The following is a 13,483-nucleotide window of genomic DNA, read 5'->3' on the forward strand; positions in this document are numbered from 1 at the left end:
TCAGCAGGATGTAGAGGTACAAAAGGCAAGAAAGATCGCTCGTCTGCAAAAAGAAGCGCAAAAACTCGGGCTTACACTTCAAAATGCAGCTTGATTATGAACCAATTACTTGCACGTCATTATAAGGAACGAAGCAATCCCCGACAGGCAGGTAACGGGCTTTGTTATAATGAACCTACATCGTCGCGCTCTTGGCCGCACGGGGCCAGGTACTTTTGTCTTGATACAAAAGTACCCAAAAAATCAAGTCAGCAGATAGGCTTCTTTGCGCACAAGCCTTTGCCCTGCAAAACGGATAGAACCACGGACTGCAATTATTTTGCCCTGCTTCGCACCCACTCACCCGAGCTTCTGCAAAAACTTGCTATGCCCTTTCCTGCACTCAAGGCCACCATTGTTCTACCCGTTTTCGCCCGAAGCTTACCTGCTGACGGGAACCTTTTTTATCATGTCATCGGTAACCTGTCGAAGGACGCGCGCAGAGGCCTGCCCACTATGCTTCGACGAGCTCAGCATGACCCGTTTTTAAACATTTCATGGGTAGCTTGCCGCAAGTTCAATACTAAGGCAGCTACTGTTAAACACAACAAAACCACCCTGCTCCCGCAAAGTGGCTTCATTAATCAGATAAAAGATTTTACAAATAACCCGCAGCACCGATATCAGCAATCAATCCGGTACCTTTTGGCTGCCAATTTAAAGCTTCCCGCGTTTTTTCGCTTGATGATGGGCAATTCATTGATGCAAAGTGCAGGAACCAGCCAAAATGTGCCGCAGCCTCATCGCCTGTTTTGCTAAGTACAGGCAGATTTAAGCCCTGGCCAATGGCTTCAGCAATTTCCCGAAATACTACACCTTCCTCTGCTACTGCATGAAGAACACAGAGTTCCGGTTGTTTTTCTACAATCAGGCGGTATAAAACTGCGGCATCTAAGCGATGAACAGCAGGCCAGCGATTGTTTCCATCAGCTATATAGGCTGATTCTCCTTTTTCCTTTGCCAGATTGATGATCATGGGTACAAAGCCATGATCGCCCTCACCATGTACACTTGGCGGCAGGCGCACTGTATAAACTTTGACACCTTTTGCAGCCACAGCTGCTGCAGCCTCTTCTGAAGCCACCCGCGGAATAACGTCTGATGCTACAGGCGGTACATCATCCTCGGTTGCAAGGCGGCCATAATTTAAAAGACCTACACCGGATGTAATAACCAAAGGTTTATCCGAACCGACCAATGCATCTCCTAAGGCCGTAATCACCTTCCGGTCATCTTCACAATTGGCTTTAAATTTCGAAAAATCATGGTTAAAGGCCGTATGGATCACGGCATCACAAGCGGCGGCACCTTTCTGAATAAACTCCTGGTCATTGACATCGCCGCGGTATACTTCGGCACCGGTTGATGCCAATTGTTCGGCACCCTTATCTGAACGGACAAGGCCAAGCACCTCATGACCCGTCCCTAAAAGTTCGTTTACTATTGCTGAGCCTACAAATCCCGAGGCCCCTGTTACAAATACACGCATAAGTTAATGATTTTGTTAATACAAAATTCACCAATAAGAACCCGCTAAAGGTGGTCACCTGACCATAATTTCAATTAGCGCTGTAACTGCGCGTGACGGATGCGGGTAAGGGTTTTTATGGAGATGCCAAGATAAGCCGCAATCATGCGGAGCGGCAAGCGGGACAGATAGTCCGGAAAGGTATGCACAAAATCCTCGTATTTTTCTTCCGGGGTGGCACTTAAGGAAAGCAGGATCCGCTTCCGGCTGTAATGGATATTACGGGCAATCAGCTCCTCGGCAAATTTTTTCAGTTGGGGCACCTCCGCCAGTAACATCTCGAAATCTTTTTTTTGCCAGCAGAGTACGGTACTGGGTTCCACCGCTCCTATGCTTACCTGCGAGGGTACCTGCCGGTCATAACTTTCAACATCTAATGTCCAGCTGTTTTCAGGCGAAAATTGCAGAATGTGCTGATTCCCTCCTGCCGAAATATTGAAGGTATATAATAGTCCACTCACAATAAAAACCTTATGTCTGCAAATTTCGCCGGCACTAAAAAGAAGTTCATTACGGCGCAGCTTTCGTTGTACCGCCAGGTCACTGATCCGGTGGATAGTTTCTTCAGCCAGGTCGCTCCCTGTTCGCAGGTATGTTTCAAATTCCGGATGCATTATTCAAAAATAATAAACATTTCAATAGCAAACCGGGGTCGGTGAGGTAAACTATTATTCAATACCCCAATATTCTTCAAAATTTATTACCAATAAAATCACATTAAATAAAAACGGCTGCCCTTGAAGAGGCAGCCGTTTTTTAATTGCAGCACTTTAATAATAGTGCCTAATCTGTATTTATTCTTTAATAAAGGCCAAAAGGTCCCTGTTTATGGTTGCGGCCTCGGTAGTAGGCATACCATGCGGAAAACCCGGATACGAAATCAATTTACCGTTTTTCAACAGCTTTGCAGACTTTACTGCTGAATTTGCAAACGGAACAATCTGATCATCCTCACCATGTAAAACAAGCACAGGAATATCCACGCTTTTAAGATCTTCTGTAAAATCTGTTTCTGAAAAAGCTTTAACACAGTCATAATGTGCTTTTATCCCGCCCATCATGCCCTGGCGCCACCAGTTATCCCTAATACCCTGTGATATTTTAGCCCCCTCACGGTTATAGCCATAAAACGGCATGGTGATATCCTGGTAAAATTGATTTCTTTGAGTTGCAGTATTTACACGGATCTCATCAAATACAGCAATCGGAACACCATCCGGGTTACTTTCACTTTGAACCATCACCGGCGGCACCGCGCTGATCAGCACTGCCTTAGCAATACGGCCATTTTTTCCGTATTTGGCAGCATAGTGGATAACCTCGCCCCCACCGGTTGAGTGCCCGATATGGATTGCATCCTTCAGATCAAGCGCCTCAACAAGCTCGGCAACATCGGCTGCATAGGTATCCATTTCGTTGCCGGTATCGGTTTGGCTTGAGCGGCCGTGCCCGCGGCGGTCATGAGCTATAACCCTATAGCCCTGCGCCAAAAAAAACATCATCTGGGCATCCCAGTCATCGGCAGATAAAGGCCAGCCGTGATGGAAAACCAATGGCTGTCCGGTTCCCCAATCCTTGTAAAAAATTTCGGTTCCGTCTTTTACTGTAATTGTACTCATTTTGTTTTTCAATTATGGTGTTTAATAAAATGCTGAAGATGTAGGGCAGTTATGAACAAATAATCATCGATGTATTAAATTTATGCTTTTCGCCAGATCCGGAACTCAAGCCAATCGACAATCTAAAAGTAGCAAATTAAAGACAGGGCAATCAAAGCCCTTTCAAAATTTACCCGGATACGATAAATAGTTCGTTTTTTTTGACAGATGAGTTTTAAAATGTCCTGAAACATCCTGTAGTCACAGACTACAGGCATAATGGTTCGTAGACAGAGTCTACGAACAGCAAAATTTTCAATCCGCTATCCGAAGTCTCCCGGCTTCGGATGCCTATGCATGTAGACTGTGTCTACAGATTACTTAGTCGGTGTAGGAAAGTGCCTGATCTTTTCATCATACACCAGGATCTTTCCGTTTTTGAGCAAAACATCGTCAACGTAGTAAAGCGAATCCTTTTTACCTTTTTTATCAGTCCATTTTTCAATGTACCAAAGGGTAACCCAGGTATCTTTTTTATCAGGGTAGTAGGTTGTCATCCATGAATCAAACTCCTTGGTTACAGTAACCATATCACCCCTTACCCGAGCAAGTATGTTCACCAGGCTATCGCGCTTGCCGTTAAAGTAAAAATTATCGCCTATAAAGGAAACCGTATCAGCAAAGTTTTCGGCCGCGCCTTTTACATCGCCGGCAATATACTTTTTAAGGCAGTTAAGTACGATCAGGGCATTCTTTTCGTCGCCCTTTTCCCAATGGATATCATATCGGGGCTTAAAAGGGAAATCAAGTTTAGCGGTGCTGTCTGTTTTTTGCTGATTGGTAGCTGCATTGTTTTTACAACCGGTAAATAATGCGCATAGCAATGCGATAAGTAATAGTGAGGGTTTCATGCTGTATAGGTTAAAAAATGATAATTGATGAAGAGGCAGCCAAATTTCAGAAATGAATATACGAAATCTGTTTTAAAACACTGACTATCAAATCAATTAAACCTACACCTGTTCAAAGTTGATATAAATTTCTAAAGGAAACACCTCAGGTGAGATTACATAGTAGGCGATTGCGGGTAGATATCCCAGTACTGATCTTTTGTATTTGTTTTTTTCGCCAAAACAATCTGCGAGTTAACATTCCCTTTTTTATCAGACGGGGTAATGTATAAGTCGGTTCCCTTCAGTTTGATCATGAAAGTATCTTTATCAATAGCCTCAAATTCATATTGCTGATTGGCGCTGTTTGCATTGAGCGGTTGCTCTTCTAAAGCTACGTTTGAATCAGCATTGCTTTTGGGTTGAAAGGTTTTATTGGTCAGCAGGTTTTGAAGTTGGTAAGTATTCCCGGCAACGTGCTTAAAATTCCAGGTCATACATTTCCAGTTTTCAGGATAGTAGGCAACCAGTGGCGTACCGTTTTCTGAGTGTGCATCTTTCACCCGTAAAAGCATACCGGTTTGCACGTTCTTAATGGCATAGTCGCCTTCTATTTCCTGGGCAGAAACGGTTAAACTTAACAACAGGAAAAAGCTGAACAGGCAGGTTATTTTTTTCATGGCAGTAGAATGTTTAAACGAATTTAAAATAAACAGTTTAAAACAGTTATTCATATCGGTTCAGTTTTTAGTTGATATGTATCAATTTTTTGTAAGGTTTCATATTTGAACCCGACCAAGATGTCAAAGCCTTTAAAACAACTAACGTAAAATGAAGTAAACAGCAGTAAAACAACCAAAAACAAAACTATTTTTTTAGCTATCGATATATTTTCAAAAACACAACGCTATTTTCACATTTAAATACCCGGAGGTCGCAACCTAAAAACCATATGAACCAAAAACTACTTTTAACTTTATCATTATTAAGTACCTGTTTAGCAGCCAACGCACAAGACACGCTCAAAAAAGTGCAAACAGACACTACAACCATTAAAAAGAAACAGCTGCAGGAAGTTGTTGTCTCTGCATCACGGATCAGCGAGAGTATTTTACGCTCTCCGGTGAGTATTGAAAAGATCAGGGCATCGGCATTCAAACTATCAGCAGCGCCCTCCTTTTTTGATGCTTTGGAAAACGTAAAAGGTGTTCAGCTCATTACTCCCAGCCTTGGCTTCAGGATCATTAATACCCGTGGCTTTGCCAACACTACCAACGTACGTTTTACCCAGCTGGTTGATGGGGTTGACAACCAGGCACCCCATTTAGGCGCCCCTATTGGAAACGCGCTCGGCCCAAGTGACCTGGATATTGAAAGTGTGGAGATCATTCCCGGCACTGCATCAGCCCTTTATGGCTTGAATGCCATCAATGGATTGGCTAATTTCATCACCAAAGATCCCTTTACCTCGCCGGGTATTATCATCCAACAAAAAACGGGCATCAACCATGTGGGTGATAAAGAAACCGGGGTAAAAGGTTTCTCGGAAACAAGTTTCAGGATAGCTGAGGTACTCACTCCTAAATTTGCGTTTAAATTAAATGGCACTTACACTACCGGTTACGATTGGATAGCCGACAATACAACCGATCAAAACGCGGCCGCTAATGCCAAATTGGGTATCCCGGGCGGGCCGCAAAATCCGGCCTATGACCCCATCAATGGTTATGGCAATGAATCATCCGACAGGAAAACAATTACCCTCGGCGGCAAACAGTATTCGGTTGCCCGTACAGGATATGCAGAAAAGGATTTGACCAGCTACGGCCTGCACAATGTGAAGCTGGATGCTGCGCTGGCTTATAAATTCAGTCCGAAAACACAACTTACCTACACTTTCCGCTTTGGTGACCTGGATAACATTTACCAGCGGGCCAACCGTTTCAGGCTGAAGGGTTATACGCTGCAACAACATGCGCTGGAGCTGAAGAATGATATTTTCCAGGTGCGCACTTATCTCACCATCGAAAACACAGGAAAATCATATAACCTGCGCTCGGCCGGTGAAAATCAGGACCGCAACTTTAAAAGTGATAACGACTGGTATGCAGATTTTACCAAAGGTTTTAATAATGCCACTTCGGCAGGAGCCAATGTACAGCAAGCCTTGAATCAGGCCCGCCAGTTTGCCGATGCCGGCAGATACCAGCCCGGAACGCCCGCCTTTAACGCCACACTAAATAAACTTGCCGACATTAATAACTGGGATGTTGGTTCGGCCCTGCGTGTTAAAGATGATCTGTTTCATGTAGAGGGGCAGGCAGATATCTCAAAAGCTATTTCAAAGGATTTTATCAAACAAACCGGGCTTGACCTGCTTGCAGGGTTTGACCATCGCACCTATATCATACACCCCGATGGTAACTACTTTATCAACTATGTGCCCGGAAAGGAGTTCAGCAATTTAGATTATAGCAAAACGGGCGGCTTTATACAGGCATCAAAAGAGCTTTGGGATAATAAGCTTAAACTATCGGCCACCCTGCGTGGCGACAGGAATGATTACTTTGACCTGAAGCTGAACCCTCGTTTTACATTGGTATTTTCGCCTGTTGTTGAGCATAATATCCGGGTATCGTTCCAGAGCGGCTACCGGTTTCCAAGTATTTTCGAAGCGTTCTCCAACGTGAACAGCGGTGGGGTTAAACGCATTGGCGGTTTGCGTGTGGTATCAAACGGCATTTTTGAAAACTCATATCTGCGTACTTCGATAGATGCTTTCCAAACCGCTGTAAAGAATGATTTCAACCAGGGCATCTCAACCAATGCCGCCATTGAAAAAGAAAAAGGCTTACTGAAAAAGAACCCGTACACCTATTTGCAGCCAGAGCATATCAACTCATTTGAAGCTGGTTACAAGGCATTATTTTTTGATGGAAAACTAAGCGCCGACGCAGATTTTTACTACAACAGGTATGATCATTTTATTGCCCAGGTAGAGATCAATGTACCTAATACCCAAAAAGCCGATTCAATTCCTTATTATCTGAATGATAAAACTAAACAAGCCCGTTACCGGGCCTGGACAAACTCGCAAAGTAAGGTTACTAATATTGGCGGCAGCGTTGGGCTTATCTATCATTTGCCGGCCAACCTGCAATTATCAGGCAATGCTTCATACGCTAAACTACAGCGGACAACCAACGAGGATGCCCTTGAAGATGGCTTTAATACACCGCAATGGATCACTAATTTTTCTTTTGGTGGTAACCGGGTGGTGGGCAATTTAGGGTTCAATGTAACCTATAAATGGCAAAGCGGCTATTACTGGCAATCTTTTTTAGTGAATGGCAATGTTGATCATTACGGCACATTTGATGCCCAGGTTAACTATGATTTCCTGAAAACCAAACTGAACGTAAAACTGGGTGCCAGCAATCTCACCAACAAATATTACAACTCCTTTTTAGGCGGCCCATCAATTGGTGGTTTTTATTATACCACGCTTACTTATACAATTGAATGACCCATCTAATGGCAAACGTATGTGGTGCGTCTGCTACAGAATAAATTTTGCCTTTCGCTACCGCAAGTGTCCTCACTTGTGGTCCGCGTTTAGGTGAGCAGGCAGCAAGAAAATTCGCTGGTCGAAGTTATGCTATCGCTAAATTTCGACCAGTAATAGTCTCTTTATTACCCTTGGGATGAAGCTGAAAGCTTAACTTATGCTTTACCACAGGTTACGCTACGCTAAACCTGCGGCAGTTTATATTTTTTTAGTTTATCCCCTCATCACATTCACCCTATTCCCTTTCCAATCCGGAAACAACACATGATCATTATTTATAGCGAGATGCCTATCAGCTACCGAACTGAATACACTTCTGAAATCGGTTGTTACTGCAAGGTCGCGGCCATCTTCCAGGTTTTCTACGGCAAGGGGTTTTACATCGCCATAAACTAAACCACCGCTTACATTATTGCCCAAAATAAAATTACATGAAGCACGGCCATGATCAGTACCTCCGGTACCGTTTTGATGCACAGTACGGCCAAATTCGGTCATGGTCATTACGGTAACATCATCCTGGTAAGTGCCGAGATCTGTCCACAGGGCCATCATACTGTTGCTCAAATCGGCAACGTTGCGGGCAAAAATGCCGTTTTCGGTACCCTGGTTAAAATGGGTATCCCATCCGTTCGATTCGGCAAAGGCTACCTCCAGGCCCACATCCATTTTAATAAGCTGGGCTATTTGCTTCAGCGAATTGCCCAATGCCGAGTTTGGATAAACGGCGCCATTGACAGGCGTATAATTTTTGACATCGGTTTTCTGAAGCATTTTCATAGCTTCAAAACTTTCTTTGCCGGTTTGTTTCAGCAAGCCCGATGCGGTTTGATCATACAGGTCTTCAAAGCTTTTGGCAGCCATATTAGCCCCGCTTGGATTACCCCGCATCTGGATGGCAAAATCCTGCAAATTACTGATGGCTACCGATGGATTATCGCCATAAAAAGAACGCGGCATGGCCGATGTCATGCTCACCGCTGTAAAAGGCGTAAGCGCATCATGCCCAAGCAAACCCACTGCCCGGTTAAGCCAACCGCTTGATGTGCCCTTATTAAACGGTGTGCCCGATTCCATATAATCCTGCGCATCAAAGTGCGAGCGGGTATTATTGGGTGAGCCTATACCATGTACAATGCCTAATCTTTTTTCGCGAAACATTGGCTCAAAAGCCTTCATAGCTGGGTGTAAACCAAAACGCCCATCCAGGTCAATCAATGGATTACCCGTACCGCTTTTAGCTGCCGACATGAACAGGTTTGGCCGGGCGGCTTTTAAATAATCGTCGGTAAAGGGGGTAACGGCCATGAGGCCATCCATAGCGCCGCGCTGAAAAATGCATACCAGCGTTTTTTTCTTTTTATAGGGCGATAAGATCTTTTCGCTTGCGGCGGCTTCGGCTAAAAAACCAGGGATGCCGCCCAGCAAGCCTACGCCTAAAAGGGCCAGTCCGCCCGACTTTAAAAATCCTCTTCTTGATACCATTTTTTTGTCCTCCTGCAATTAACGCCTTTGATATTCGGGCGAACCAATGATAACCCCAACCACCTGTGCCAGCATAGAATTATTGCCGGTGGTGCTTTGCATCGCTATAAAATTATTTTTCTTTTTGCCTTTTAAACCGGCAGGCTTATCCATCAGTTCATCGTTGGCAGCAGCCGGCGCCATGGTTGCAGCAGGAGTTTTGGCGCTGGCTTCGTCAACCTTTTCCATGAGTTTAGGATCGTTGAGCATTGGGGTAAGCCGTTTGATGGTTTCATCAAGCTTACGCCCCGGCATAATGATTTTACTATAAGTGATGAGCGCAGCCTGTGCGCTTTCGGGTTCGTGATGATTATTAAGCGCGGCAAGATCAACCCTAACTCCGGGGATCCTTCCCGAAGCCAGTGCCAAACCGAAGTTCATACGGTTAAGCAGCGCGCCGGTATTGATCCAGTATTGGCCCTTATCGGGGAAGCCGGTTGGGGCCTGATAGTAGTACATCTTTTCGCCCATTTTATTGATCCAGTTAAACAACTGGTAAGGCTGGTTAACATCGGCATGTAGGGAACGCACCGAACCTATAGCCAGTTCAAAAGGCGATTTTGTTTTTTCCCTTATGGCTGCCCCGCTCCAAAATTCTGGCGCATCAACCATAGTGATCAATACCTGTTTAATATCGCCATCCTTATTCATAAAAGTACGGGCCATTTTATCGATCAGCGTTTGCGGCGGGTTATCGCTCACAAAGCGCACAGCAATTTTCCTGGATATAAATTTGGCAGTAGCCTGCTGATGGGCCAGCATGGTAAGCAGTTGTACGCCTTCATCATAACCGCCACCGGCTGCAAAATGGTGACCTAAAACTGTCTTTTCTCCATTATCATGCCTGTTGGGATTAAACAAAAAATCGCCTTCGTGCACAAAACCACGACTTTGTAATTTATCGTCACCAATCCGGTTCATCAGTTTTTGCCCGGCATTACCATAAGCACCCATCGGGTAAACCGACCAACCTGTAAGTACTTTGGCCGCCTGGGTAACATCCTGCTGGGTATAGCCTCCATCAACACCAAGGGTATGTAGTTCCATCACCTCACGAGCATAGTTTTCGTTAAGGCCTTGTGCCTGTTTGCCCTTTTTCAATTTAGGCATGTTAGCAAAACGCCCCGTATCGGTCTTTTGCATTTGCTGCACCAACCTCTTCCGTATTTGACCATTGCCCTGCTGCATGTTATCATTATTGCCCGAGCTGCTGAAATTATCCAGGTAATACAGCATAGCAGGTGATTTGGCAGTAGCCAGTAACAGATCACCAAATTTCCCTAATGCATTTGGGCGGATCACGTCACGCTCATAAGCCGGAATAAATTGCGAGCAATCATTCTTAACAACAGATACATTGAAATGGTTAAACCAAAAACTGGTCATCACCTCCTGTAGCTGGTTGTTGCTGTAAGCAGCCCTTAATATTTTTTGATTGATGAATTGGCGAAGCAATTCCTGCTCGGGTTTTAAGCCGTTTTGCTGCATGTAGTTTTGCAGCTGATCACGATAAGCCTTACGATCTGTTTTAACCGAATCTTTGTTAACTATGCCATCCCTGACAGCCATGCGTAAAATCTGGCCGCCTTTTGGATATTGGGCAACTACTTCAGTATTGCTAAGTTTTAAAGCATCATATTTATCTAACAACCGGGTAAGGGAATCATCGGGTAGCTGGGCATCCAGCTGAGCGGCAAACCATTTTTCGGGGCCCATTTTGGCAACTTCTTCCACCTCGCCGGGTGTGGCGCCGTAGGTAAAGCGGCTTAGCAAATGGGCTGCGGCCTGTTCAGGGGTTAAACCGGCTTTTTTATAAGGAAACTTTAAATCTTCAATATGGGAATAGCCCGGCAAAAAGGCAGTAAATATGGTTAACACACACAACAACACAACAAAGCCACACCAGTACTTAACAGCCTTTTTCATTGTATCCGGGTTATTTAATTAAAAATTTAACTTATTTGCACCTGTATGACCATAAAAACCCCCTTTGGTTTAATTTAATTGTAAAACAAACTTAAATACATAGCTATTTAAACTAAAAGTCATCTATATTGTCAATGGCTTAAATTATCTACAAAAAATAAAAAAGGACCATGAAAAAACTACTGATGATACTGACCCTTGTTGGCGGGTTAAGCTTTGCAGCCAGCGCACAAAAAAAGGTTGAAAAAACTCCGGCTCAAAAAGCGGGCAACAAAACCGAACACCTGCAAAAAAATCTTAAACTTACTGCCGACCAGTCCAAAAAAGTGAATGCTATCCTGCTTGCCCAGGCAACAAGCATTGATAGCTTGAAAAAGCTGAAACAAGACAAAAAAACAAGCCACCTGGCCGATCAAAAGATCAAACAACGCACTACCGCCAGCTTAAATAAGGTTTTCACACCCGAACAGCAAAAAGCCTTCGCCAAATTAAAAGCCGATAAAAAAGCAAAGAAGGACGCAGCTAAAAAAGGAGCTGAATAGGCTGACCCGTGATTTGGGGAGATTTTAGGATTACCCGAATTTATTATAGAATATAAGATATGAGGATGTCTCATAAGTAAAATGAAGGCTCTGAGAGTCGCATAAACCGAAAACGTTATCCACAAGCTACCCGAATAAATTAAATAAAAAGAGGCTGTTTCATACTTATGAAACAGCCTCTTTTTATTTACTAAAATTTAACTATGCCGAGAATAGCTGTTATTGATTAATGTATCCTATTATACCTTCGTAAATATACCCGCTGTTACCGCCGGCATTACCCAATTCATTAAAGTTGGTGGTATAAAAATGTGCACCTGGTTTGGCTGGTCTATAACGGTAAATAGGTATTGTTCCTGCGGTCTGGGTATTACTAAGATATCCCAGGACACCTTCAAGAACAGCAGAGCTTGAACCATTTCCCAACTCATTAAAATTAGTGGTAAAGAAATGTTGAACACCCGCTAATAAGTACCTGTATAATGGTTTTGTACCAGGCATTGATGAATCTGTATATATTAAACCCATTTGCGATTCTACACGCCAATCTGGATTTCCGGCCAATTCTTGTGGTTTGTCAGTTAATATACGATCACCATTCCTGGTATTAAAACACCTGTACAAAGGAGTAGTTCCGTAAACTAATGTAATGATATTATGACTTCCCATATACTGCGTAATATAACTTGCTACTGCTTGCTTTTTCGCAGCATCATCAATCAGGTCTGAAAGCTGGATAAGGGTACCAGCTGCATTGCCTATTTGTATAAAAGCAGCATTGTCACGTGTACAACTGCTTTGCCATGGAGATATATCTACTTTAGGGCTGGTATTATCCAGGCTTAGCTGCCCAAATACACCTTTAGTTCCATCGCCGCCTACGGTGCTGTAGTACATTGTTTGATTATAATTTGAATTTACAGATGAATCTGCATAAGTTACGTCAGATTTAAATCCAAATGTATTGAACATGCCGTGAACGTCTAAACCCGCTTTTACAGATTCACCCTTGTTTGAGCTTGAGGTTTGTGAGCGATAAAAAACATTTAGCTTGGCGCCTAAAATAATATCTGTTAAAACATGGGTACCATATTTGGTCACCAGCTGTTGGGCCGACATAGTGCTAACATCCGATTTAAATACAGAAGTTAAGTAGGTGCTTTTAATCAGATCAATCGGCGCGTCGAATTTTAACCTTTTTTGTTTTATGATAAGCGAAGCGCTTGCATATGAGTACTTTGATGAAACGTTATTTGTTTCATGAAAGTTTACAGTAAGTGTTGCACCCCAAAACTTACTAACTCCTGCCGGGGCTATTGTTGCAGTAGTGTTTGATGTTAACTTACTCAAATACTCCGACGCATTCCCGCCAGAGGCATATTCGCCATACTGGGTAACATTATTATCCGGAACAAATCGTCCGGGTTCATTCTGTATCAGTTTGTCAACATCGATTACCGGGTACGTTGCAGAATTTGAACTGGCATATTCGCCGGTTACATCGTAACCAAAACCCAGCAGGTCATACTTATTATCTCCGGCAGAATGTGTGGTCAATTTTGATGGCGGTGTATTATCTGCTCCAGGCGCACGGACAAGATCTTTTGTACAACTTGAAACAATGGACATTAATAAAACTGCTCCCGCAGCTAAAAATTTGAGGTTTAGATTTTTTACCATGATTTATTAATAAGATTTAGTTCACAAAAATACTATTAATAAATTAATATATATATATCGTTTTGGTTAAATACATGTTAAAAAAATACCTATTAGATAAATTATTCATTTAATAAACTACAAATAACTGATTATTAATAATATAAAAACACCGGGTTATGGGCAACTTTTTTTGTGTTACACACTTT

At 43.3% G+C, this 13,483-nt stretch carries 10 protein-coding genes; 2 read left to right on the forward strand and 8 right to left on the reverse strand.

Annotated elements, in window-relative coordinates:
* Nucleotides 1–637: 637 nt before the first annotated feature.
* The 5 genes from ACFFGT_RS04495 to ACFFGT_RS04515 form a co-directional block, all read right to left on the reverse strand.
* Nucleotides 638–1,528, reverse strand: coding sequence for an SDR family oxidoreductase (locus ACFFGT_RS04495; protein ID WP_377021312.1), 891 nt, complete (start codon nucleotides 1,526–1,528; stop codon nucleotides 638–640).
* A 74-nt stretch (nucleotides 1,529–1,602) separates the two neighbouring features.
* Nucleotides 1,603–2,181, reverse strand: coding sequence for a Crp/Fnr family transcriptional regulator (locus ACFFGT_RS04500; protein WP_377021313.1), 579 nt, complete (start codon nucleotides 2,179–2,181; stop codon nucleotides 1,603–1,605).
* A gap of 180 nt (nucleotides 2,182–2,361) precedes the next feature.
* The gene (locus ACFFGT_RS04505; RefSeq protein ID WP_377021314.1) at nucleotides 2,362–3,186 is read right to left on the reverse strand and encodes an alpha/beta fold hydrolase; all 825 of its coding nucleotides are present in this window, start codon (nucleotides 3,184–3,186) and stop codon (nucleotides 2,362–2,364) included.
* A 356-nt stretch (nucleotides 3,187–3,542) separates the two neighbouring features.
* A complete protein-coding gene (locus ACFFGT_RS04510; RefSeq protein ID WP_377021315.1) occupies nucleotides 3,543–4,076 on the reverse strand; it encodes a hypothetical protein in 534 nt (177 codons plus the stop codon).
* 155 nt (nucleotides 4,077–4,231) lie between these two features.
* Nucleotides 4,232–4,735 carry an RICIN domain-containing protein gene (locus ACFFGT_RS04515; protein ID WP_377021316.1) on the reverse strand — a complete coding sequence of 168 codons (504 nt, stop codon included), beginning with the start codon at nucleotides 4,733–4,735 and terminating at the stop codon, nucleotides 4,232–4,234.
* 272 nt (nucleotides 4,736–5,007) lie between these two features.
* On the opposite strand from ACFFGT_RS04515, the gene ACFFGT_RS04520 reads away from it, so the two are divergent.
* Entirely contained in the window at nucleotides 5,008–7,581 is a 2,574-nt protein-coding gene (locus ACFFGT_RS04520; RefSeq protein ID WP_377021317.1) for a TonB-dependent receptor, read from the forward strand.
* Nucleotides 7,582–7,836: 255 nt separating this feature from the next.
* Here the strand turns inward: ACFFGT_RS04520 and ACFFGT_RS04525 are convergent, their stop codons facing one another.
* A complete protein-coding gene (locus ACFFGT_RS04525) occupies nucleotides 7,837–9,108 on the reverse strand; it encodes a DUF1501 domain-containing protein (RefSeq protein WP_377021318.1) in 1,272 nt (423 codons plus the stop codon).
* Nucleotides 9,109–9,126: 18 nt separating this feature from the next.
* On the reverse strand, nucleotides 9,127–11,073 hold the full coding sequence (locus ACFFGT_RS04530; RefSeq protein ID WP_377021319.1) for a DUF1800 domain-containing protein: 1,947 nt from the start codon (nucleotides 11,071–11,073) through the stop codon (nucleotides 9,127–9,129).
* Between the two features lie 170 nt (nucleotides 11,074–11,243).
* Between ACFFGT_RS04530 and ACFFGT_RS04535 the strand changes: the two genes are divergently transcribed.
* Complete coding sequence (locus ACFFGT_RS04535) at nucleotides 11,244–11,615, forward strand: hypothetical protein (protein WP_377021320.1); 372 nt, start codon at nucleotides 11,244–11,246, stop codon at nucleotides 11,613–11,615.
* A 219-nt stretch (nucleotides 11,616–11,834) separates the two neighbouring features.
* Here ACFFGT_RS04535 and ACFFGT_RS04540 read toward each other — a convergent pair whose 3' ends face one another.
* Nucleotides 11,835–13,295 carry an MAC/perforin domain-containing protein gene (locus ACFFGT_RS04540; RefSeq protein ID WP_377021321.1) on the reverse strand — a complete coding sequence of 487 codons (1,461 nt, stop codon included), beginning with the start codon at nucleotides 13,293–13,295 and terminating at the stop codon, nucleotides 11,835–11,837.
* Nucleotides 13,296–13,483: the final 188 nt, after the last annotated feature.

This window comes from Mucilaginibacter angelicae (genome assembly GCF_042434235.1).
Taxonomy (GTDB): Bacteria; Bacteroidota; Bacteroidia; order Sphingobacteriales; family Sphingobacteriaceae; genus Mucilaginibacter; species Mucilaginibacter angelicae.

Excerpts from the sequence above, each read along its gene's own strand:
- ACFFGT_RS04540 (WP_377021321.1), bottom strand. The coding sequence starts at position 13,295 with ATGGTAAAAAATCTAAACCTCAAATTTTTAGCTGCGGGAGCAGTTTTA.
- ACFFGT_RS04505 (WP_377021314.1), bottom strand. The coding sequence starts at position 3,186 with ATGAGTACAATTACAGTAAAAGACGGAACCGAAATTTTTTACAAGGAT.
- ACFFGT_RS04515 (WP_377021316.1), bottom strand. The coding sequence starts at position 4,735 with ATGAAAAAAATAACCTGCCTGTTCAGCTTTTTCCTGTTGTTAAGTTTA.
- ACFFGT_RS04525 (WP_377021318.1), bottom strand. The coding sequence starts at position 9,108 with ATGGTATCAAGAAGAGGATTTTTAAAGTCGGGCGGACTGGCCCTTTTA.
- ACFFGT_RS04500 (WP_377021313.1), bottom strand. The coding sequence starts at position 2,181 with ATGCATCCGGAATTTGAAACATACCTGCGAACAGGGAGCGACCTGGCT.
- ACFFGT_RS04535 (WP_377021320.1), top strand. The coding sequence starts at position 11,244 with ATGAAAAAACTACTGATGATACTGACCCTTGTTGGCGGGTTAAGCTTT.
- ACFFGT_RS04510 (WP_377021315.1), bottom strand. The coding sequence starts at position 4,076 with ATGAAACCCTCACTATTACTTATCGCATTGCTATGCGCATTATTTACC.
- ACFFGT_RS04495 (WP_377021312.1), bottom strand. The coding sequence starts at position 1,528 with ATGCGTGTATTTGTAACAGGGGCCTCGGGATTTGTAGGCTCAGCAATA.
- ACFFGT_RS04520 (WP_377021317.1), top strand. The coding sequence starts at position 5,008 with ATGAACCAAAAACTACTTTTAACTTTATCATTATTAAGTACCTGTTTA.
- ACFFGT_RS04530 (WP_377021319.1), bottom strand. The coding sequence starts at position 11,073 with ATGAAAAAGGCTGTTAAGTACTGGTGTGGCTTTGTTGTGTTGTTGTGT.